Genomic DNA, 22,427 nt, shown 5'->3' on the forward strand with positions numbered 1-22,427 from the left:
ATGGTAAATCTCACACAGGCGACGAAAATAGCAATTGGTAGCATACGCAGTGCCAAGATGCGCTCCGCTTTGACGACTCTGGGTATTGTCATAGGCGTAGCTGCAGTCATCGTAAATATTTCGCTTGGTGTGGGATTCAGCCAGAGCTTTGAGGAAAATCTTGGAGCTGCAGGTTCTAATTTTGTTGTTGTTTTCACTCAAAAGAACAATGTATTCCATGACAACCAGCTTGAGGTTGTAAGGAATACCGCTGGTGTTGAAGCGGTATCTCCTGTTAATGTGCAGATCGGCACTATCACGTATCAATCATCAAGTAGAAGCGCGACAATAAATGGTGTCAGTTCCGAATATGAGGAAGTCGGGAATATCTTTATGGAAAAGGGTCAGTTCCTCACCGACAAGGACCAGTATGTTGCTGTGATAGGCTCTGATATTGCATATGACAGGTTTGAAAGGAACCTTTCTATAAAGAACTCTATCAATATTTCCATTAATAATATAGATGGTACCGTAAGTACCCGTAAGTTCACCGTGAAGGGCATCATTCAGGATCCTGACGCCACTTATGTTTCTCCGGAGGTCGATCCGAGGTTCAGGGTCTTTATTCCTCTGGATGTGATGCAGGAGATGCAGGGTGTAAGCGATATCGGTGGTTTTTTCATAAAGGCCGAGAGCCTTGAGGTCCTTGAAGCAACCACCGATGAGATCGATGAGAACCTTGCAAGGTCTGTGGGTGTTCCAAGCCGTGATATCGAGAATGAGGATGCAAAACCCTATGTGATCTTCAGCCAGCAGGATATTCTTGAACAGCTTAACCAGATCTCCACTGCTCTAACATCGATACTGACGGCTATAGCTATGATAGCTCTTCTTGTGGGTTCCATTGGCATTACCAACATCATGCTTGTAACTGTAACTGAAAGAACAAAAGAGATCGGGATCCTGAAATCCCTGGGATATACATACAGGGACATACTGACGCTCTTCATTGTGGAAGCAGCCATTATAGGCTTTCTGGGTGGTATCTTCGGTGTCGTCCTCGGGGTCATAGGTTCCTACTTTGTGAACCAGTATCTTGATGTCCCTTTCGTCTTCCCGGTATCCCTCGTGTTCCTGGGATTTGGGATCGCACTTTTTGTAGGGATCGTTTCAGGAGTATATCCTGCCAACAAAGCAGCCAGAATGGATCCGGGGGAGTCGTTGAGATATGAGTGATGGTAAGTGTGATGGCATTATTGCTATTGTGTATGCCGGTATAGCCAGAAGAGGTGTTACCGGATGTTGAAGTTCTCACAGGCTTTACATCTGGCTGTTGGAAGTATCAGCAGCTACAAGTTGCGTTCCGCACTTACGACACTAGGTATCATCATAGGAGTAGCTGCCGTTGTTGCAAATGTCTCACTTGGTGCCAGTTTCAACCAGTTCTTCGTTGATGAGCTCGGCTCCCAGGGCTCCAACTTTATTGTCATTTACAGTGAGGACATAAACCTGTTCTTTGACAACCAGCTTGATGTTATACGAAATACGCCGAAAGTTGATGGGGTGTCGCCTATCAGGCAGCAATTGGCAGGTGTGACGTATATCAGTACTGTCCGGCAGATCGATATTCAGGGGACTTCGGGGGATTATGAGGATATAGGCAATATACAGATGGAGGTGGGCAACTACTTCTCGGACCAGGATAAGTATGTTGCAGTGCTTGGTTCTGATGTTGCGTACGAGAAGTTCGACCAGAGGGTCTCCTATCGAAATTCAATTGACATAGAGTTCATTCGCAGGGATGGGACACCTGTCTCACGCAGCTTCCGGATAATTGGTATTATTGACAGTCCTGAGACCGAGTTTATCCAGAGCGGTGCCGAATCCAACGTCAGGATATTCATTCCAATAGATACGATGAACGAGATGCTTGGGATCAAGGACTACGGCGGTTTCTCAATAACAGTTGAGGATGCGGAGTCGGTTCGCCCTGTTTCCGAGGAGATCGATAAGAAGATAGCAAGAAGTCTCGGGGTTTCTGAAAGGGAGCTTGATAATGAGGACGTGAAACCTTACAGCATCTTTAACCAGGCGGATATCCTTGATCAGCTTGATGAGCTTTCAGATGGCCTTACTTCTTTATTTACTTCAGTTGCACTGATCTCGCTGGTAGTCGGCTCAATTGGTATCATGAATATAATGCTTGTGACGGTCACGGAGAGAACAAAGGAGATAGGCCTCCTGAAGTCACTGGGTTATACAAGATCGAACATTCTCTATCTGTTCATTATTGAATCAATAATCCTCGGTCTCATCGGTGGAATACTTGGAACGATACTTGGTTTTGTCGGTTCATACGCAGCAGTAAGTTTCCTTGGTCTGCCTTACATTTTCCCAAAATACCTGTTGTTGCTGGGAGTTGCTATAGCTGTTGTTGTCGGCCTGATCGCAGGTATCTATCCTGCAAATAAGGCTTCAAAGCTGGATCCTGTGGAATCTTTAAGGAAAAGATGACTCTTCGTACAAATCAACGTGTCTGCGTTCATCTCAGGCGTTTGAAGGGCATTATGATGGGGTAAGGCTTATTCCATAGGACATAAAGACATTAAGCAAATAAAAAGGAACAAACAGTACAAAAACGATCTAACACCCCGGAGGAAAAAACATGATTGGTTATCTGTATCTGGCTGCAGCCATCTTTTTTGAAATATGTGGAACAACATGTATGAAGTTCTCAGAAGGATATTCAAATATGCTGCCAACAGTCCTGATCTTTGTTTTCTATGGTATTAGTTTCAGCATATTTCCCATTGCATTGAAAACTATCGATGTGAGCATTGCCTATGCGATATGGTCAGGTGTGGGGACCGTAGCGATAACTCTCATAGGGATCTTCTACTTCAAAGAACCGTCCACTACGATCAAAATGGTTTCCATTTTTGTGATAATGATGGGTGTTGCAGGGCTTAACCTGAGCGATAAACTGGTCTGAAAGTGGCATACATTTTTGATTTTCAGATGGTTTTTTGTATTAAAATAGTTTATATTATAGTGAGGTGCTAAAATGGCTAAAACATCGCTTACTGCAGGAGAGAAAGCTCCGGGTCTCTGTCTTCCGGATGCTGAAGGCAATGAAGTATCCCTGGATGATCTCAGGGGTAAATGGGTAATTCTTTATTTCTATCCAAAGGATAACACAGCAGGCTGTAGCATAGAGGCCATGGAATTTACAAGACTCAAACCCGATTTCGAGAAAGAGGGTGCTTTCATACTTGGTGTCAGTAAGGATAGCCAGAAGTCTCATCAGAAATTCATTGAGAAAAAGGAGCTTGGCATTACTCTTCTCTCAGACGAGAGCACTGAGGGTCAGCAGAGTTATGATGTGTGGCATTTGAAGAAGATGGCTGGCCGGGAATATATGGGTACTGTCAGGACGACCTTCATTATCGATCCTGAAGGCAACATTGCGAAGGTTTGGGACAAGGTCAAGGCCAAAGGACATGCAATGGAAGTACTTGAAGCTCTGAGGAAGATCAAGGGAGAATAAATCTTTCTTATTAGTTGGTTTTATTACATTCTTAACAGGATGCTGGTTTGTATTTTTCCAGAGATCTGAACACATTTGTTAAACATGCAATTCCACAATATCACAATTGATCCTGATGTTAACTGTATATAATACACTTACAAGAAAAAAAGAGACTTTCAGGCCAATTAAAGATGGTGAAGTCTCAATTTATGCCTGTGGCCCCACAGTGTACAGTCTCCCTCATATAGGTAACTACAGGACTTTTTTAATGACTGACAGCATTGTAAGAACTCTTGAATATCTGGGTTATAATGTAAAACTTGTGATGAATATCACGGATATAGATGACAAGACCATCAGGGATTCAAAAAAAGAAGGTTTGTCACTTAGGGATTTCACCGAAAAATATACTCGGGAATTCTTCCGTGGTCTTGATATGCTGAACATAAAGCACGCATCAGCATATCCCAAAGCCACAGAGAACGTCGAGGGTATGATAGGACTCACAAAGAAATTAGTTGAAAAGGGCATGGCGTATGAAAAAGACGGGTCAGTATACTTCAGGATCTCATCATTCAAAGATTATGGAAAACTCTCAAAAATAGACATGGATCAAATAAAGATCGGTGCATCAGTGGACGTTGATGAATATGATAAAGAGAACCCGCGGGATTTTGTACTCTTAAAAGCCTCAACTCCTGAGGAAATAGAAAGGGGAATATTTTATGAGAGCTCCTGGGGTAAAATAAGGCCTGGCTGGCACACAGAATGTTCTGTAATGTCAATGAAGGAATTCGGGAGTACACTTGACATCCATATAGGTGGAGTTGATCTTATATTCCCGCATCACGAAAATGAGATCGCTCAGTCCGAAGGTGCTACAGGAAAGACATTCGTCAACTACTGGATACATGTTGAACACCTGTTGGTAGATGGCGAAAAAATGAGCAAATCAAAGGGAAATGTCTTCAGTCTTTCCGACATTGTTGAAAAGTACAGTGGTGAACTTGTAAGATTTATGTTCTTGTCTGTTCATTACAGAAAGCAGCTGAATTATACAGACGAATTTGCAGAAAATGCTAAGAATAACTATCAGAAGCTCAAAGAGACATTGGAAAACCTTGAGTTTGCATTGGAACGTGCGGACAAAGAATCTTATCAGTCGGACAAGGAAACACTTGAAGGTCTTCCAATACTGAAAGATAAATTTATGGAAGCGTTAGCAGATGACTTCAATACACCAAAAGCAATTAAGGTGTTCCGTGATCTCTCACGTGCTGCTAACAAATACATTGAAACCGGGAATAACGAATTTGTCCTGAAGAATATTCTTGATCTTTACCGAGAATTTGGAGATGCTCTGGGTCTCTTTTCTAAAATCAAAAAAGAAAAGATCCCTGAAATAGTTATGAAATTGGTCTCTGAGCGCGAAATCGCAAGAGCAAATAAAGACTGGCAAAAAGCAGATGAACTCAGGACCAAAATAAAAGACTCAGGTTACATTATAGAAGACTCAAAGGAAGGAGCAAAAATAAAGAAGATATAAAAGTGGAACCGATCTAAAAGTGAAATGACCTAAAATAAAGAAGATCAAATAGTAAAAATTATAGGATCGTAACTTCCATCATTCTTCGGTTGACAGTAGCAGTTCTTATTTTCTTGTAGTCCTTATTATTCTTGTTTTTATTTTTAATTTTATCCTTATTTTTATTCTTATTCTTCTTTTAATTCTTTTTCAAAAGAAAGCATCCTGAAGGACAACAGGAAGACAACATAAACGATCACCGCAGCTACTACGAATGACATTCCTTTCAGTACTCCATAAAGGAACCCACCGAAAATAAGCCCTACAATGCTGGCCAGGCTTGAAAAGCTGCTTGCAAAGCCCTGTACGGCTCCCTGATGTTCTCTGCCTGCGAGCTTTGAGATAAGTGAGAGAAGGGATGGCCACATAAGGCCATTTCCCAGTGCAAAGAGAACGGCTGCAAGGTATGTGAAGAACATATCACCGGTTACAAGGAATATGAAGTTCGTACCGAGTATGACACTTCCGATAATGGCAAGCCTGGCATCTGAATATTTCCTGGACGCCCGGCTAAGTATGGGTCCCTGGACAATTACCATCATTATGCTTAGCACTGAAAAATATATGCCCATATCAGCAATGGACCAGTTGAGTATTTCGATAGCATGAAGCGGAAATGCTGTATAGAACACGTTAAATCCAAGGAAGATCAGGAAATAAATTACCAGCATGTAAGATATATTTTTTAGTTCTATAACATCCCTGAACCCCATTTTCTTTTCTTTCTTTATGATACATTGCTGTGATTCAGGCAGGTAGCGAACTATTACAATTACTCCTGCAAGGGATATCAGGGCAGCAGCTAGCACAGGGATCAGTTCTCCGTAAATGGTTAAGCTAAGGAGTCCTGCAAGTGCCGGGCCTATTATGAAACCAAGATTCGTTGAAATGGACATTTTCCCAAAGTTCCGGTTCCTGTCCTTCTCTTCCGTTATATCAGCAAGATAGGCATTTGCTACTGCAACATTTCCTCCAGTAAGTCCGTCAAAGCTCCTGGCTATGAAAAGGATAAGCAAGGGTATCGTAATTATAAATACTCCAAAGATTGGAGAATCCACTTCAAGAATGGTATCCACAGGAGTAAAAAATGCAAGCATGAATATGATCCATGATAACAATGTGCCTGCCTGGGTTATGAAAAGTATCTTCTTTCTTCCATGAACGTCAGACCATCTTCCAAGTATTGGTGCTCCTATTAGCTGGAATGCCGGGTACATAGCACCAATAAAACCGTAAACGATAGCATTTCCACCGAAGCGTTCCACAAGGAATACCAGGAATGGAAGAACAAGTCCAAAACCGAGGGTGTTAATGAAGTTGATTAGAAGTAAGGGAAAAAGTCTCACTTTTTCCGGTTTGCAGCCTTTTTGTTCCATCTCTTGTCATTTTCTTTTTTTAACTATTTATAGGATTTTACGATCATTTTCCTTTAACAAACACTTTTCGGCTTCCTGATGAACTACGAGTTACTGCATCTTATCTCATCAAAGTAATCAAATTTACTTGACAATTTGTTAAATCGAATTTTTAAAAACTGTTATATATCATTAACAGGCTATTGATTATTATACAACAAAACTCAAAAGAGGTTCATATTATGCCATGTTGGGAATACGATATTAAATCTATTAGAATGGATAAGGCAGAACAGACAAAAGAAGATCTTAACCATATGGGACTTGACGGTTGGGAATTGGTCAAGTTTGTCGGTTCAGTAGATGAGGACGGAATGTCCAGTGCATTTTTCAAGCGCGTTCTGGATGGAGCTAACTTCTAAGCTCCATCTTACACCTCCATTTTCCATTTATTGCCTTTTACTATTTCTTCTGCGTCCCTGCAAATACAGAATTTGCAGAGAGCAACCTCTACATCATTCTGTTTCTCTTTAACAGGACAATAAAAGATCCCATCTTTTTCAAGGACCCTGTCGCCACCCGGGAAGACCATGCCTATTGGATGTATTGGTCTTTTGACTATGAATACAAGGTAAGGTACTGTGATCTTTACCAATCTATTGAAATATTCCTGGTTCCTGTCTTCTGAAGTCCCTATCTCTTTGATCCTTCCAATAAGATCATCATATTTCTGCTGATCGATGGTCTCATTATTTCCCGGTGTTTTTGAATTAATGATATCTGAAAATATAGTGTAGAGATAGTTGAACAGCTCGGTAGAGTACGCTTCTCTGTATTTTTTAGGTAAAGCGGAAGCCGATCTGACCATGAAGGCTCTTGCCTTCATAAGATCTGAAAGGGGCATCTCCTTTGCAGCCTTACGAAGCGAGGTGAGGAGATCTTCAGTGTTCATAGCATATATTCTGTTTTTCCATAATTAAAGTTTAACCGTGATCTCTGAAGCTTTGTGTACGCAGCTTCATGTTAATTCAAGTTTTATTTTCGTTCAATAGTTTCTCTTTCACGCTTTGACCGAAAAATCAATTTGTCCGAAAATTCATGATTCTGTCCGAATAATACCATTTTTGTCCAATAAATACTCTATTTTTCGGACAAAGCTTCTTTTTCAGAAAGATTTATATACGACTAGTTCGTATAAACACGAACGTAAATAGTTAACCAAATGTTGCCATGAATCACCTTTTTGGTTATCTATATTTCTTTTTTTATTGTATCGACCTTGAAACACACAATCACTTAACGGAGGCAGACCTTGACAGAAAAAGACCATAAAGATGATGGTTCAGTTCCTCTTCCTATGAAGGAACTGGAAGAGATTGTCAGATCCCTTATTGAGCGTATCATGGATGATATGGCTGACGAAGGATTCGAAAAACCTGCCTTTTACGGATTTTCCGTGATTTATAACGGAACCGATAAGGCAGAAGAGCATACCTTCTCCAGCATAAAGGTCGGAGAGAATGACGTTTATGTCTCAAAGAAGGCTCCTTTCGTAGAGTGCACAGAGATCGATGATAAACTGCACGTTACCGTTGACAGCGGAGTAGAGGTCGATGATGTTCAGTTCAGTGCATCAGGTTCGGAACTTGAGCTTCAGTTCGAGACCGAAGAACAGGTATTCACACAGCACATTGAACTTGAACCAAAGGTTGATCCTGAAAGTTCAGAAATGACCTGCAAGAACGGGGTTGTTGAGATCGTGTTCCGGATAGCAGATAAGTGATGATCACAGATGCAGGTCGTGTCATTGATTCATATTCATCTATGTACACGATCTCTTTTTTCTTTAAATATCCATTCTTTTTTTCTCGCTGTTCTTTCATAAGATCTTATACTCTTATTGTATCGTGTCTTGTCCTTATTTAAGCAGCTTCATCATCTCATCAGGATCGTTGACAGGCCTGTTACAGCTCATGTCCTTACAAACATAGGCAGTGGCTTTCCCGTCTTTCATTCTATGGTTTTCTGTGTATTTTGCTATCCGGATGATAACATCCCCTTCTGTTCCATCTGGTTTGAACAGCACGACCTTATCGGGAAGATATTCCTTATTAAGAGCTGAGAGCAACATCTTCGTATCATCTGACTCGGGGTCTCCGACGATCACAACTTCGCTTGAGGTACCAAGGACAAAGCTCGCACCACTAAGGAAATGAGTGTATCCTATGGGTATTGCAGAAACGGTTCCTGAGAAGTTTTCCATCAGTTCGTAGGCCTTCTTCTCAATCTCAGTGTTGCCTGTCATTCTTCCGAGACGCATCAGGTTGGAAAGAGCAACAGAGTTCCCGCTTGGCATCGCACCGTCATAGACTTCCTTTTTCCTGAAAAGAAGGTTTTCCGAGTCTGAGGATGTCTGGTAGAATCCTCCATTATCAGTATCCTCATAATTTTCCAGCAGGTATTCATTGAGCTTTAGTGCCGTATTGAGGTAGGATGTGTCAAAGTTTGTCTCATAAAGCTCAATAAGCCCCCATATAAGGAATGCATAATCATCCAGGAATGCAGGTGACGTTGCTCCTGTATGTTCACTGCACAGGTGTGAAAGACGGCCGTTTTTCATGTAGGTACTGGTAAGGATGAAGTCTGCACATCTTTTAGCCATAACTTCGTATCGCTTCTCTCCGAGTGCCCTTGAGGTGACGGCAAGTGCTGCTATCATCAGCCCATTCCAGTCGGTGAGGATCTTGTCATCCTTCGACGGCCGGACTCGCTTTTCGCGTACTTCAAAGAGCTTATGCCTGCTGCTACTGATGGAGCTTTCAAGTTCTTCTGATGTGACCTTGTGTTTGCTTGCAAGCTCATTGATATCGGTTCTGATGTGCAGGATGTTAGTGCCGGTATATCTCCGGCTACTTTCATCGAGAAAATTACCTGTCGGTTCCATGTTGAAATACTCAATGAACAGTTCAGCGTCCTGTTTTGGAAGGACCTCTCTGATCTCGTCAGTGTTCCAGACGTAGAACTTGCCTTCAACACCTTCGCTGTCTGCATCTTCGGCACAGTAGAACCCACCTTCGGGAGAGGTCATGTCCCTCTCCACATATTCGAAGATCTCCCTGATAGTTTGTGCATATTCAGGTTTGTGTGTTGCCTGATAGGTCTCAGAATAGGCGATGGCAAGTAATCCCTGATCGTACATCATCTTCTCAAAATGGGGTACCAGCCAGTAGCTGTCTGTTGAATACCTGTGGAACCCAAATCCTATGTGGTCATAGATCCCTCCTGATCGCATGGCCCTGAGCGTTCTCTCTACGATCTCCAGTGCTTTTTCATCACCGGTCCTGTGCCAATATCTCAGCAGGTACAGAAGATTGTGCGGAGACGGGAACTTCGGGGCATTCCCAAAGCCTCCGTTCTCTTCATCGAAATTGTTCTCAAGATGCTTGAATGCAAGGTAAAGTGTATTTTCATTTATTGCTGCATTTCCACTCTTCCCGTGAGGTCTCTGAGCATCCCTGTCCGAAAAATGTGAGAGTACCATGGACGTCTGCTCTTCTACCTTATCGCGCTGGCTGGCCCATACATCGTTTATCTGCGTCAGGAGATCCCTTAATCCTATACGTCCCGGAATACTTTCCCGGGGGATATATGTTGCAGTAACAAAAGGCACCTTTTCGGGGGTCATTATTATAGTAAGCGGCCAGCCACCTCTTCCGTTCATTGCCTGGCAGACCTCCATGTAGACCGCATCGATGTCCGGCCTTTCTTCCCTGTCGACTTTTATAGGAAGAAAATTGTTGTTCAAAAGATCGGCCACTTCTTTATTCTCAAAGGATTCATCTTCCATCACATGGCACCAGTGGCAGGTGGAATATCCGATGGACAGGAAGATGGGTCTGTTCTCGTCTCTTGCTTTTCCGAATGCTTCTTCTCCCCATGGATACCAGTCTACCGGATTGTAGGCATGCTGCAAAAGGTAGGGACTTTTCTCATGGATCAGCCTGTTAGGTTTCCTGTTGTTCTGATCAGGATCTTGCATTTAATTCCCCCGTTAGTTCCCTGATTTTGATCGTTTATTAGTATCTGTTCACTTTGTATATAGTTACTTAGGATCCTGAAATTGTGAGTGCGGTCCTAATGTGAGGGAGGATCTTGCTGAAGAGGATTTGATGATGGTCGTAGTGGTCTATGAGATGGGATCTCCGGGGAAGTGACAGATCGTGTATTGTTCATGGATAAAAGTGTGATCACAGAGAAGGCGCCCCTGAAGACATATTACCTAATGACAAACATGAGAGGACAAAGTCTTTCCTGAGCAAGGTTCTGTAAGAAGGTCTTGCTCATTTCTTTTTTGTTCTATATTTTGTGTTTTGCTCTTCGGTACAAATGATCACGAGTTGTCGATACTCTCCAGATTTTCCCGGTGCTTTGTTTCTTTTTAGAAAGTTGGGCATGGATTTGTTCATCCCTAAAATATTTAAGTTATATAATCTCATAATATTAACTATCGTTAATAATGAATTCATTAAAATCGGAGTGATAATATTTAGTTTTGAAAAGGGGGATGTGTTATAATGCCTGAAGAGAATTTGGCATGTGATTCACATAAAGAAGCTTGTAATTTTAATCCTGCAGTTTTTTATTCATCTCTGGGATTAGCTATACTGTTTGTGATCTGGGGGGCGGTTTTTCCTGATTCCATGAGATATGTTTCTAATCTGACCCTTAGATTTATAATAGGTCAATTTGGTTGGTTGTACCTGTTTGCTGTTTTTGGATTTTTGATCTTTGTAATTGCAATCGCTCTAAGCAAATATGGAAATATTAAATTAGGAAAAGATGATGATGTGCCAGAATATAGCACATTTTCCTGGATAGCTATGCTGTTTACTTCAGGTATGGCTATTGGACTTGTTTTTTGGAGCATTGCAGAACCCATAACTCACTTTGCATCTCCTCCATTCGGACCTGCGGAAACCCCGGAGACAGCTATGTTGGCTCTGCGCTATGTTTTCTTCCACTGGGGTTTGCATCCATGGGCTATCTACAGTGTTGTTGGTCTTTCTCTGGGTTATTTCCAGTATCGTAAAGGCCTTCCAATTCTTATCAGTTCAGTTTTCTATCCTATACTGGGGGATCGTATACATGGACCAATAGGTCATGTTATCGATATTCTGGCAGTTTTTGCCACCATTTTTGGACTGAGCACTTCTCTGGGTCTGGGTACTCTGCAGATCAACAGTGGTCTGAATTTCCTGTACAACATACCTGAATCTGATTTTGTACACCTGTTGATCGTTGCTGTAATGACCGCAGTTTTCACCGGAGCAGCTGTTCTGGGTATAGAAAAAGGGATCCAGTTCATTGCTGAAAGGATATTTTACCTTGCTTTGATACTGATGGGATTCCTCCTTGTATTCGGACCTACCACATTTATATTTGACATGCTGACAAATACTACCGGGTCTTACCTGCAGAATATACTTTCCATGAGCTTGTGGACCGATCCTGTGACAAAAAGCGGCTGGCTTGGTAACTGGACCCTTTTTTATTGGGCATGGTGGATCTCATGGGGCCCCTTCGTAGGCCAGTTCATAGCCAGAATTTCCAGAGGCAGGACCATTCGTGAATTTGTAATAGGGGTCCTTGTAGTACCGACCGCATTCAGCTTCCTTTGGTTGGGTATTTTCGGTTCCACAGCCCTTGAAATAGAGCTGTTTGGTAATGGTGGCATTGTTGAAGCTGTTTCACAGAATGTGGCATCAGCCTTATTTGTTACATTGGCCAACTATCCACTGGCATCGGTAACTTCAATTCTTGCCATCGTACTGGTTGCCGGTTTCTTTGTCACTTCTGCAGATGCTGGAACCTATGTTGTAGCTATGCTGACTTCCAACGGCAGCTTAGAACCAAAGGACAGTGTAAAAGCTATCTGGGGTATAATCCTTGGTTCTGTGGCATCTGTACTTCTGCTGGCAGGAGGACTTGTTGCATTGCAGACCGCGGCCATTGTAGCGGCTTTCCCATTCATGTTCGTGATGATGGCAATGGTTTACTCCATTATCAAGGCTATAGGTTCAGAAAAGATGTAAGCTTTATAAGATTCAAGATGCCGTTGTCCTGCATGGGGATTGCAATGCTGGGCCGGCAGTTATTTCATTTTATTTCCAACTGGTAGAGATATTAAATTTTACACAAATCACTGATTAAATATCTAAAATTATTTCATAGGGCGGAGTTCATATGTCATGTAAGGCGAATTTGCTGCAATTTCCTGGGCAAAATTATCCGATATTCTACAATTAATATAGAAAATAGAATCAGGTGAAAACATGTTATTAAAATTCAGGGGCAAGGAACCTCTTATATCTGAAACTGCATTTGTTGCGGATTCCGCAGATATAATAGGAAATGTAATTGTAGGTGAAGGATCAAGCATCTGGTTCAATGCAGTTATCCGGGGAGATCTTGACAGGATACACATCGGAAACCGTACAAGTATCCAGGACAATGCAATGATCCACACAGACCCTCCTCATGGAGTTGAGATCGGAGATGACGTGTCCATAGGCCATGGAGCAGTGCTGCATAGCTGCAAGATCGGTAACAATGTGCTCATAGGCATGAATTCCACAGTGCTTTGCGGGGTCGAGATCGGAGAGAATTCCATCATTGGAGCCAATGCGCTTGTTCCTTCGGGAATGATAATTCCCCCTAACAGTGTTATCACGGGAGTTCCCGGTAGGATCAGAAGGGAAGTCACACCGGATGACATTGCCATGATAAACGAAAATGCTGCATTATATGTGGAGCTGGCAGCAGAATATAAGAAGCAACAGAAGAAGTGAGATTCATTCATCTGCCATTTTTTTTGCTCTTTCACTATCTGTTTTATTGAATGGATATGAGTTGATCTATATAGTATTTCAAGTGTTATTGTTCTTCCAGATTTAGATACATCTTTATAAGGCAGAAACTATCATTGTATATACAGAAATGAATTGGAGAACACAGAAAATTATTCCATTTCGATTGATACTATGAAACCAGTTACATTGATTTTGATATTAATGCTGACCTTTGCTGCAGTTGGTTGTATCGAACAGAACGATCCAAATAAAAATGTTGCTGTTTCTAAAAAGGTAACAGTTGGTTATGTACTCTGGGATGGGGAGATCGCAAGTACTAATGTGATGAAGCAGGTACTTGAAATGAAGGGGTATGAGGTAGAGATAAAACTCGTTGATGCAGAATCACTTTACAGAGGTCTTGCTGAAGGGGACCTTGATATTACCACATGTGCCTGGTTGCCGGATACTCATGAGACTTATTGGAATAATTATGGTGACCAGATCGTTAATGTAAGGCATAATGTGGAGGGCTGCCAACTGGGACTTGTAGTTCCTTCATATGTTGAAGTTGACTCTATTGAAGATCTCAATACCAACAGGGAACTATTCGATTCTGAGATAATTGGCATCGATCCTGGTGCAGGGGTTATGCTCAATACTGTCTCTGCTATTGATATATATAATCTTGATTACGAGCTCATCCCTAGCAGTCAGGCTGCTATGACTGCCAGGCTTGGTAATGCTATAGCTAATAAAGAACCTATTGTTGTTACGTTGTGGTCTCCACACTGGGCCTTCAGTCGATGGGACCTTAAGTATCTTGACGATCCGGAGGGTGTATTTGGTCTCGAAGACAATGTGGATACGCTTACACGCATGGGTTTTGAGGAGGATATGCCGGAAGTTCACTCTGTGCTCACAAGATTTCACTGGTCACATGAAGATGCACAGTTTGTAATGCTTGCCATGGAGAGTGGTATGTCTCCGGAAGAAGCTGCAGCAATGTGGATCGGGAATAATCCTGAAAAGGTGAATGAATGGTTGGGAGATGAATAATTTTATCCCACATTTTATTTTTTAAATTTCATTGTTTTTATATAATTTTTTAAATAAATTATATTAGTCATTTTAAGGATCATATATCGGCAAATCTCTAATATCAGATAAAAGTTTGATCAAGGGCAGGATGGTCATTTAGGTAATGTGACATGCACTTTTGTGCCCTTACCTTTCTCACTCTCTATCCATATGTTTCCTTTGTGGCCTTCAACGATCTTTTTGCACATATAAAGGCCTAAACCTGCACCACCGTACCTGCGCTTGATAGAGGCATCTATCTGATAAAATTTCTCGAATAGATCCGGTATCAATTCCTTTTTAATACCTATTCCAGTGTCACTAATTGTAACCTGAACGTTTTCACCTTCTTCAATTGCTGATATTGATATCGAACCACCGGAGGGTGTGAACTTGATCGCATTGTCCAGAATACTGATCAATGCCCTGGTAAGCTTTTCTTTATCAGCGTTTATCAGAGAAAGATTCTCGGGGACGTTCTTCTCGATTGATAAATGATTCTTTCTAATTTCCAAAGACATATTCTGAATTACATCATTTATTATCTCTGCGATCTGTACTTTCTCAAATTCGTATTCGATTGTCCTGTCCTGCACTTTACTTATGAACAATAGGGAATCTACAAGACGCTTAAGTCTTTCTGAGTTACGTAAGACTGCATTCAAGGCTTTTTTCTGGTCATCGTTTATCCCTCCTAACGATCCATCGTCCACAAGTTCGCTGTAGCCGATTATAGAAACAAGAGGCGTCTTCAATTCATGGCTTATGTTCGATATGAACTCATCCTTCATTTTGTCAAGGGATTTCAATTCCTCATTTGCTTTTTGAAGCATATCTTCTGTCCGCTTGCGTTCGATAATATCTGCTATAAGCTCCTCGTTCTTTTGCGACAGTTCAATTGTTTTTCGCTTGACCTGGTCGTTCAGGAAAACACTTGCAGCTATGAACAATATTAGTAGTCCACCCCCTGCTCCAACTAATAATTTAAACCAGCCAGGGATCTCAAATTCATCTCCACTTATAAGCCATTTATTTTGTGCTTGATAATAAATAGAGTCACGATCTCCTTTAAGTGATATCATGTGATTATCAATAGCCTCAAGGACTTCCTTGTTCTTTCCTTTAGGCACGGCAAAACGCATTTCTATTGGAGAAAATACTATGGGGGTTTCATGAATATCATAGTCCTTTTTTTGTGTGGGATCATACAACCTGGGTAGAATTGCAGCATCAACTGACTTATTTTCAAGGTGTTTTAGCACTGAAGAATAATCCTCCGTTTCTAAAAAGATGCAACTGATCCCAAATTGTTCGGAATATGGCTGAAAACTCAAATAGTAGATATCCTCTTTAAGGCCAATTACGGTTTTCTGGTCAAGATCGAGGATCGATTTGATCTCAAGATCTGATCGTGTATAGATCTGGCCCCAATCCAGAACGACAGCCTCGTTTGTAAAATCGAATCTTTCACTTCTTTCTTCAGAATATGCTATGGATACAAGGAGATCAATTTCACCTTTCTCAAGCTTTTCAAGGCAGTCTCCCCATGAACATGAAACATATTCGATATTCCATTCTTCTTTTAAGGCAATGTGTTCAAGTATATCAATATATAATCCTTGAGGTGTGCCGTCATCATCTATAAAAACCACCGGCTCATATTGATAGACTCCAACTCTTAATGTTTCCCCTTTAGCATCCGCCGGACATATCGGTATAGATAGCAGGCAGATCAAAAGGACCATCAAAATTATGGACTTATATGTTCCAATAAGATTTCCCGGATATTTTCCACTATCGATCATTTCTCCCACAGTTCAAGAACGATGTTTATTGGAATAACATATTGAAGTATTAGTAATTATATTGGATATACTTGGACATATATCTATGGATTAAGATGTGATAAACAGGATACTTTATATGTGACATATAAGCAATATGAGCAGTAAGCAAAACCAGAAATATGGTCTCAGATTCTTTTCCTACAAACATTTCGCAGTGATCTTTTTATTTATCTTCTGACTGCCTATAGTATATTTACAAAAAACACAAACAATAATCTTTTTATTTCTATTAGATTTCCATTATCTTTTTTTCTATAAGCTATAATAAAATATGTTTAAATATGTTTATATAGTGTGGTGACAGCTTTAATATTGGGTTCTAATGAACCCTGGGATTTGGGGATCCCAAAAATATTAAATGGATTTAATTTGAGGTGAAATAATGACCGAGAAAGATTTGGAGTCAAGTGGGGTATATGTTTGCGATCCTCATAAAGAAACATGCAGCATTAATAAAGTTGTGTTCTATGTTTCCTTTGCGATAGCAGGCATATTTGTGTTGTGGGGTGCGATCAGCCCAGATTCACTTAACAATGTCTTTAATGCTATACTGGGATTTACTATTGACAGTTTTGGCTGGCTATACTTGCTTTCAGTTTTGTTCTTCCTACTGTTCGCAGCAGGAATTGCCATGACCAAATACGGTAATATTAAGTTAGGTAAAGACGATGACGAACCTGAATACAGCGATTTTGCATGGCTGGCCATGCTCTTTACATCAGGTATGGGAATCGGTCTTATGTTCTGGAGTATTGCCGAACCAATGTATCACTATCTAGCTCCTCCATTTGGAGAAGGTGGTACCACCGAAGCTGCTGAATTGGGAATGCGTTATGTTTTCTTCCACTGGGGTCTGCATGCCTGGGGTATTTTCACACTTGTAGGTCTTGCACTGGCTTACTTCCAGTTCCGCAGAGGAATGCCAGGGCTTATCAGTTCAGTTTTCTATCCGATCCTTGGTGACCGCATACATGGTCCAATCGGAAATGCTATTGATATTCTTGCAGTATTTGCAACAGTTTTCGGCCTTGGTACATCCCTTGGACTGGGCGCTTTGCAGATCAACAGCGGTCTTAACTTCCTGTTCAATATTCCAAACAGTGGATTCGTACAGGTAATTATTATTGCACTTATCGCACTTCTCTTTACCGGTGCAGCTGTTACTGGTATTGAAAAAGGTATCGAGTTCATTGCTAAATGGACCGTTTATTTCGCACTTGGACTTATGGCCTTCCTGTTCATATTCGGTCCAACAACCTTCATCTTCGATCTGCTGACAACTACTACTGGTTCCTACTTCAATGAATTCTTCGCTATGAGCCTATGGACAGATGCGATCGAACAGAAAGGCTGGGGCGGTAGCTGGACTATATTCTACTGGGCATGGTGGATCGCATGGGGACCATTCGTTGGTCAGTTCATTGCAAGGATCTCAAAGGGAAGGACCATCCGCCAGTTTGTTGCAGGAGCACTTATTGCACCAACCGTATTCAGCTTTGTCTGGCTTGCAATATTTGGTGCTAATGCACTCAACCTTGAGATCTTCCAGGGAGCAGGAATTGCCGATGCAGTCAATACGAATCTTGCATCAGCAGTCTTTGTAACTCTGTCCAACTATCCAATAGCAATGGTAACATCGATCGTTGCGATCATCCTGGTCATCGGATTCTTCGTAACATCAGCAGATGCAGGTACCTTCGTTCTGGGTATGCTTACTTCCAATGGTAGTATGGAACCTGCAGGCAAGGTTAAGGGTGTATGGGGAGCTACTATCGCCGGCGTGGCAGCAATCCTGCTTATCACAGGTGGTTTAACAGCTTTGCAGACCGCATCGATAGCAGCAGCATTCCCATTCATGTTCGTGATACTTGCAATGTGTTATTCATTGCTGAAAGCTCTGAAAGAAGATCATTGAAAGAATAGTATGGTTGAAAGTATACAATAATATGGGGTATGTCAAATGTTACCAAAATTCAATGCATTAACTGATGAGCAGGTAGAAGCTATACATGAGCACAGCATGAGGATACTGGAGGAAGTCGGAATCGATTTCCTCTATGAACCTGCACTTGAGATCTTTAAGGCAAATGGTCAGAGGGTCGAAGGAGACAGGGTTTATCTTGACAGGAAGTTTGTAGAGGAGCAAATCAAGAAAGCTCCTTCCCAGTTTACATTACATGCCAGAAATCCTGAGAACAACCTTGTTTGTGGCGGAGATAACATAATCTTCATGCCCGGATACGGTGTATCCTTCATTTATGAAGCTGATGGATCCCGCCGTGATTCGGTCATGGAAGATTATGATAACTTTGTAAAACTTGCAGGGGCCAGTGGGAACCTTCACATGACCGGGGGTAATATCGCTGACCTGAGTGATGTTCCTGATGAGATCCGACACCTGAAGATGCTGTACAGTTCCATAAAGAACTCTGACAAATGTTTCATGGGCAGCGCTTCAAACAGGGAAAGAGCAGAAGATGTTATTGAGATGGCATCGATCCTTTTTGGCGGAAGGGATGCTATTAAGGAAAAGCCTGCGATCATCTGTTTGATCAATTCCATAACTCCGCTTAAGTTCGATGACTATATGGCAGGTTCACTGATGGCCTATGCTGAAGCCGGTCAGCCTGTTGTCATTGCAGCCCTGGTAATGGCAGGTTCCACGGGTCCGGCCTCAATTGCAGGATCACTTTCTGTTCAGAACGCTGAAGTTCTGGCAGGTATTGCCCTTGCACAGTGCGTGAACCCGGGAACACCTGTAGTTTATGCTTCATCCTCAGCCATTACAGATATGAAGACCGGAGCATTGTCAATCGGTAATCCGGAATGTGCACTGTTCACAGCAGCATGTGCTCAGATGGGCAGGCACTATGGACTTCCTACCCGTAGTGGCGGTGGCCTTACAGACTCAAAGGTCGTAGATGCACAGGCAGGTTACGAATCAATGATGACCCTCCTGAATGCCGGTGTCACTGGTATCAACTATGTGCTTCACACAGCAGGTATCCTTGAGGGATACATGGCAATGTCATATGAGAAGTTCGTGGTTGATGACGAAATTGCAGGAATGGTACTGCGCTACCTCAGAGGCATCGACTTTTCAGAAGATGCATTTGCTTTTGATGTGATCAAGAAGGTTGGCCCTGGAGAACATTTCCTTGCACAGAAACACACCAGGAAGTACTATCCTATTGAGCTTCGTGATCCTGAGTTGAGTGACAGGCTTCCACATAACCAGTGGGCAAATGAAAGACTGGATACCCTTCAGCGTGCAAAGAAGCAGTGGCAGGAGGTACTGGCTAACTATGAGCCACCAGAACTTGATCCGGCTGTTGATGAAGCCCTCCAGAAATTCATGGAGAAAAGAACTGCTGAACTGAAAAAATAAGGCAGTTTATTTGAAGATGATCTACTGACTTGAAGCACCCAATTGTTGATGTCAATCCGTTGGCATCAACTTCTTTTTCTTTAATTTCAGAAAATTGCTGATTCAAAAACAGTTGCATATACTGCCTATGGAAAAGCCGATATGGATAATTAATAATCATACCCTTTGGCTTTGATACTAATGGGATTTCTCTTTGTATTTGGGCCTACGAAATTCATATTTGACATGTTAACAAGTACTAATGCTATGATCAGGGAGAATGCAGCATTATATGTAGAATTGACAGCGGAGTATAAGGTGCAGCAGAAGAAAACGAACACGAAGTAAACTAAGAGCACTTATATTTATTTAAAGTAGCAAAATTAGTTTATCACATTTCTGCATATTCTAAAAATATAGTATTGCCACACATGAGGATGTCACCCATATGAAAACCGATTTAGAGAACAGCGGACTGGAATGGATTCCCCGGAATAGCCACATGTTTGCGATCTTATGGAATCCTACAGCTAATTGGCCAGTGGAACTTGTTTCAGAAAATATTGATCAATATGGGTACACACAAGAAGAATTCTTATCCGGTGAAATGACTTACCTTGACATAATATATCCTGAAGATATTGATAAGATCAAATTAGCGTTATCAGAAAGTGAAAAAGATAAAGATAAGCAATTCCTTGATCTGGAATACAGGATCGTGAGCAAGTCCGGAGAATTGCACTGGGTTGCAGAACGTTCGGTCCTGCTACGTGATGATAAAGGTAAACTACTTAATATTCAGGGTCTGGTACTTGACATAAATGAACATAAGAATGCTGAAATTGATCTAAGGATGTCAGAGGAAAAATATGCCACACTTGTAGAAGAGGGAAATGACGGGATAATAATTGTACAGGACGATATTCTCAGATTCGTAAATTCTAAGTTTTGTGAACTTCTGGGATATGAAAAAGAAGAATTGCTGGGTGGATCTGTTTTGGACCATGTACCTGTCGAATATCAACGCATGATCTCAAAAAGGTGCGACAAGACGCTGAATGACGAAATGAATATTCGTCGCAATAGTGAAGTGGAATTTCTAACAAAAAGGGGAACCAGATTTTCTGCAGAGGTCAGTTTTTCATATATCCATCATGAATTGAAGCCGGCAGTAGCTTTGACCATCAGGGATATTTCCGAGAGAAAGCGTGCTGAAACTGAACTCAGGGACTCGGAAAGAAAATATTCTACGCTTGTGGAAAAAGGAGATGATATGATAGTCATCGTTCAGAACGATTGTCTTGCTTTTTCAAACCCAAAGTTCAATTCTATTACAGGATATGAGAAAGAAGAGGCAATTGGCAAATCTTTCTCTGAATTTTTCTCGAGGGGATATCGTATGATGATCAGTGAAAGGTTCAGGGCTGACATGGTCAAGAACTGGACATCTCCTCGTAAATACGAAGTCGAACTTTTCTCCAAACGCGGCGAGAAGATATCTGCTGAACTAAATTCATCCATTATAGAGCATGACGGAAAACCTGCATATATGGCAATAATAAGGGATATGCGGGAACAAAAGGAAAGAGAAAGACAGCTTCTTGATCTACTTGAGATGCAGAAACTTCTGATAAATGTAATTAATAACAGTCCTTCTGTAATATTCATATGGAGGCCTGAAGAAAACTGGCCGGTAGAATACGTTTCTGAAAATATATCCCAATTCGGTTACTCAGTAGAGGATTTTGTTTCGGGTAAGCTCTCTTATGGGGATATAATACATCCTTATGATATTGAAAAACTGAAAGCTGAAGTAATGCGCAGTAATCAGGAAGGGAGGAACATCTCATACGAATACAGAATATTTACAAAATCCGGTGAGGTCAGATGGGTAGATGAAAGATCTAACTACAAGCTTGACGAAAGGGGGAACGTGGAATACATACAGGGTATCATTGTCGATATTACTGACCGCAAAAACGTAAATGAGTTTATTCGTATTGAAGCCGAAGTTGGGAATTTCTTTATTCCTGCAGGAGATATGAAGAGCGTATTTGATCAATTCCTTGATTTTACATTACAGATCGATGTGATCGATTGTGGTGCATTGTATCTTGTGGATGAACAGAGTGGTGAATTAAGCATAGTTGCTCATAAAGGATTATCTAATAATTTTATAAAAAGTACAAGGTACTACGGTCCCAACTCAATTACTGGTAAATTGCTCACAACAGGCTATCCAATATATAAGTTATATTCTGAAATTGATGCCTTGAGCAAAGCCAATAACCTTAGTTACGAAGGCCTGAAAGCTACAGCAATAATTCCTATTAAGTATAATAATAAGATCGTTGCTGTATTGTTGCTTGCATCCCATGATGTATTTGAGATACCTATCGATATTCGTAGTTCTATAGAAACCGTTTCTATGCAGGCAGGAGAAGTTTTTGGCAGCATCAGGGACAGGCCTGAAATGCTGAAGACGGCAGATGATTCAAGAGCTCTCATCGAGTCACTGGATGATCCGTTCTTTGTTATTGGCACGGATGGATGTATGCTCTATTCTAATCAGTATTTCTATGATGTTATGGGCTATCTGGAAGATGAACTGATCGGTATGAACATCCTTAAGCTCTATCCACAAAATAAGGCACTTGAAGCTGCTTCGGCCCTTTCTGATATTATATCTGGCAAAAGATCGTTTTCTGATATGCCTATGGAATCATCAGATGGAAAGATCGTGCTGCTGGAGACAAAGTTCACAAGGGCAAAGTGGAATGGCAAAAATGTGTTGGTTGGTCTTGGTCGTAAGCCGGATCACAGGTGAGATTTATAGT

General features: G+C 41.4%; 17 protein-coding genes. 13 read left to right on the top strand and 4 right to left on the bottom strand.

The annotated features are described in order from the left end of the window. The 5 genes from ACR3I3_RS09020 to cysS all read left to right on the top strand — a co-directional run bounded on the left by ACR3I3_RS09020 (position 1) and on the right by cysS (position 5,054). On the top strand, positions 1–1,215 hold the full coding sequence (locus ACR3I3_RS09020) for an ABC transporter permease (RefSeq protein WP_440951927.1): 1,215 nt from the start codon (positions 1–3) through the stop codon (positions 1,213–1,215). Positions 1,216–1,278: 63 nt separating this feature from the next. Next, the gene (locus ACR3I3_RS09025; RefSeq protein ID WP_440951928.1) at positions 1,279–2,493 is read left to right on the top strand and encodes an ABC transporter permease; all 1,215 of its coding nucleotides are present in this window, start codon (positions 1,279–1,281) and stop codon (positions 2,491–2,493) included. Between the two features lie 151 nt (positions 2,494–2,644). Beyond that, positions 2,645–2,971 carry a DMT family transporter gene (locus ACR3I3_RS09030; RefSeq protein WP_440951929.1) on the top strand — a complete coding sequence of 109 codons (327 nt, stop codon included), beginning with the start codon at positions 2,645–2,647 and terminating at the stop codon, positions 2,969–2,971. A 72-nt stretch (positions 2,972–3,043) separates the two neighbouring features. Next, the gene (locus ACR3I3_RS09035) at positions 3,044–3,526 is read left to right on the top strand and encodes a peroxiredoxin (RefSeq protein WP_440951930.1); all 483 of its coding nucleotides are present in this window, start codon (positions 3,044–3,046) and stop codon (positions 3,524–3,526) included. A gap of 115 nt (positions 3,527–3,641) precedes the next feature. After that, complete coding sequence (gene cysS, locus ACR3I3_RS09040) at positions 3,642–5,054, top strand: cysteine--tRNA ligase (RefSeq protein ID WP_440951931.1); 1,413 nt, start codon at positions 3,642–3,644, stop codon at positions 5,052–5,054. A 167-nt stretch (positions 5,055–5,221) separates the two neighbouring features. Here the strand turns inward: cysS and ACR3I3_RS09045 are convergent, their stop codons facing one another. Further along, positions 5,222–6,469 (bottom strand): MFS transporter, encoded by a 1,248-nt coding sequence (locus tag ACR3I3_RS09045; RefSeq protein WP_440951932.1) that lies wholly within the window; start codon positions 6,467–6,469, stop codon positions 5,222–5,224. A 221-nt stretch (positions 6,470–6,690) separates the two neighbouring features. Between ACR3I3_RS09045 and ACR3I3_RS09050 the strand changes: the two genes are divergently transcribed. Next, positions 6,691–6,870, top strand: a complete 180-nt coding sequence (locus ACR3I3_RS09050; RefSeq protein WP_440951933.1) for a hypothetical protein — start codon at positions 6,691–6,693, stop codon at positions 6,868–6,870. Between the two features lie 8 nt (positions 6,871–6,878). On the opposite strand, the gene ACR3I3_RS09055 is transcribed toward ACR3I3_RS09050, so the two are convergent. Beyond that, the gene (locus ACR3I3_RS09055; RefSeq protein WP_440951934.1) at positions 6,879–7,400 is read right to left on the bottom strand and encodes a DUF2115 domain-containing protein; all 522 of its coding nucleotides are present in this window, start codon (positions 7,398–7,400) and stop codon (positions 6,879–6,881) included. 360 nt (positions 7,401–7,760) lie between these two features. Here ACR3I3_RS09055 and ACR3I3_RS09060 point away from each other — a divergent pair, with 360 nt between their 5' ends. After that, on the top strand, positions 7,761–8,231 hold the full coding sequence (locus tag ACR3I3_RS09060; protein ID WP_440951935.1) for an Hsp20/alpha crystallin family protein: 471 nt from the start codon (positions 7,761–7,763) through the stop codon (positions 8,229–8,231). A gap of 135 nt (positions 8,232–8,366) precedes the next feature. On the opposite strand, the gene ACR3I3_RS09065 is transcribed toward ACR3I3_RS09060, so the two are convergent. Beyond that, a complete protein-coding gene (locus ACR3I3_RS09065) occupies positions 8,367–10,487 on the bottom strand; it encodes a thioredoxin domain-containing protein (protein WP_440951936.1) in 2,121 nt (706 codons plus the stop codon). 535 nt (positions 10,488–11,022) lie between these two features. Here ACR3I3_RS09065 and ACR3I3_RS09070 point away from each other — a divergent pair. The 3 genes from ACR3I3_RS09070 (at position 11,023) to ACR3I3_RS09080 (ending at position 14,355) form a co-directional block, all read left to right on the top strand. Next, complete coding sequence (locus tag ACR3I3_RS09070; RefSeq protein ID WP_440951937.1) at positions 11,023–12,540, top strand: glycine betaine uptake BCCT transporter; 1,518 nt, start codon at positions 11,023–11,025, stop codon at positions 12,538–12,540. 240 nt (positions 12,541–12,780) lie between these two features. Continuing rightward, complete coding sequence (locus ACR3I3_RS09075; protein ID WP_440951938.1) at positions 12,781–13,296, top strand: gamma carbonic anhydrase family protein; 516 nt, start codon at positions 12,781–12,783, stop codon at positions 13,294–13,296. 192 nt (positions 13,297–13,488) lie between these two features. Beyond that, entirely contained in the window at positions 13,489–14,355 is an 867-nt protein-coding gene (locus ACR3I3_RS09080; protein ID WP_440951939.1) for a glycine betaine ABC transporter substrate-binding protein, read from the top strand. Positions 14,356–14,489: 134 nt separating this feature from the next. Here ACR3I3_RS09080 and ACR3I3_RS09085 read toward each other — a convergent pair whose 3' ends face one another. Continuing rightward, entirely contained in the window at positions 14,490–16,181 is a 1,692-nt protein-coding gene (locus ACR3I3_RS09085; protein ID WP_440951940.1) for an ATP-binding protein, read from the bottom strand. 424 nt (positions 16,182–16,605) lie between these two features. Between ACR3I3_RS09085 and ACR3I3_RS09090 the strand changes: the two genes are divergently transcribed. From ACR3I3_RS09090 to ACR3I3_RS09100, 3 genes are all read left to right on the top strand, one after another. Further along, the gene (locus tag ACR3I3_RS09090; RefSeq protein ID WP_440951941.1) at positions 16,606–18,138 is read left to right on the top strand and encodes a glycine betaine uptake BCCT transporter; all 1,533 of its coding nucleotides are present in this window, start codon (positions 16,606–16,608) and stop codon (positions 18,136–18,138) included. Positions 18,139–18,183: 45 nt separating this feature from the next. Beyond that, complete coding sequence (gene mtgB, locus ACR3I3_RS09095) at positions 18,184–19,611, top strand: glycine betaine--corrinoid protein methyltransferase (RefSeq protein ID WP_440951942.1); 1,428 nt, start codon at positions 18,184–18,186, stop codon at positions 19,609–19,611. Between the two features lie 427 nt (positions 19,612–20,038). Further along, a complete protein-coding gene (locus ACR3I3_RS09100) occupies positions 20,039–22,417 on the top strand; it encodes a PAS domain S-box protein (RefSeq protein WP_440951943.1) in 2,379 nt (792 codons plus the stop codon). The last annotated feature ends 10 nt before the right edge of the window (positions 22,418–22,427 follow it).

Source organism: Methanococcoides mangrovi, from assembly GCF_052057775.1.
Classification (GTDB): domain Archaea; phylum Halobacteriota; class Methanosarcinia; order Methanosarcinales; family Methanosarcinaceae; genus Methanococcoides.

Excerpts from the sequence above, each read along its gene's own strand:
- ACR3I3_RS09080 (WP_440951939.1), top strand. The coding sequence starts at position 13,489 with ATGAAACCAGTTACATTGATTTTGATATTAATGCTGACCTTTGCTGCA.
- ACR3I3_RS09085 (WP_440951940.1), bottom strand. The coding sequence starts at position 16,181 with ATGATCGATAGTGGAAAATATCCGGGAAATCTTATTGGAACATATAAG.
- ACR3I3_RS09070 (WP_440951937.1), top strand. The coding sequence starts at position 11,023 with ATGCCTGAAGAGAATTTGGCATGTGATTCACATAAAGAAGCTTGTAAT.
- cysS (WP_440951931.1), top strand. The coding sequence starts at position 3,642 with ATGTTAACTGTATATAATACACTTACAAGAAAAAAAGAGACTTTCAGG.
- ACR3I3_RS09050 (WP_440951933.1), top strand. The coding sequence starts at position 6,691 with ATGCCATGTTGGGAATACGATATTAAATCTATTAGAATGGATAAGGCA.
- ACR3I3_RS09020 (WP_440951927.1), top strand. The coding sequence starts at position 1 with ATGGTAAATCTCACACAGGCGACGAAAATAGCAATTGGTAGCATACGC.
- ACR3I3_RS09030 (WP_440951929.1), top strand. The coding sequence starts at position 2,645 with ATGATTGGTTATCTGTATCTGGCTGCAGCCATCTTTTTTGAAATATGT.
- ACR3I3_RS09035 (WP_440951930.1), top strand. The coding sequence starts at position 3,044 with ATGGCTAAAACATCGCTTACTGCAGGAGAGAAAGCTCCGGGTCTCTGT.
- ACR3I3_RS09075 (WP_440951938.1), top strand. The coding sequence starts at position 12,781 with ATGTTATTAAAATTCAGGGGCAAGGAACCTCTTATATCTGAAACTGCA.
- ACR3I3_RS09055 (WP_440951934.1), bottom strand. The coding sequence starts at position 7,400 with ATGAACACTGAAGATCTCCTCACCTCGCTTCGTAAGGCTGCAAAGGAG.
- ACR3I3_RS09090 (WP_440951941.1), top strand. The coding sequence starts at position 16,606 with ATGACCGAGAAAGATTTGGAGTCAAGTGGGGTATATGTTTGCGATCCT.
- ACR3I3_RS09045 (WP_440951932.1), bottom strand. The coding sequence starts at position 6,469 with ATGGAACAAAAAGGCTGCAAACCGGAAAAAGTGAGACTTTTTCCCTTA.
- ACR3I3_RS09100 (WP_440951943.1), top strand. The coding sequence starts at position 20,039 with ATGAAAACCGATTTAGAGAACAGCGGACTGGAATGGATTCCCCGGAAT.
- ACR3I3_RS09025 (WP_440951928.1), top strand. The coding sequence starts at position 1,279 with ATGTTGAAGTTCTCACAGGCTTTACATCTGGCTGTTGGAAGTATCAGC.
- mtgB (WP_440951942.1), top strand. The coding sequence starts at position 18,184 with ATGTTACCAAAATTCAATGCATTAACTGATGAGCAGGTAGAAGCTATA.
- ACR3I3_RS09065 (WP_440951936.1), bottom strand. The coding sequence starts at position 10,487 with ATGCAAGATCCTGATCAGAACAACAGGAAACCTAACAGGCTGATCCAT.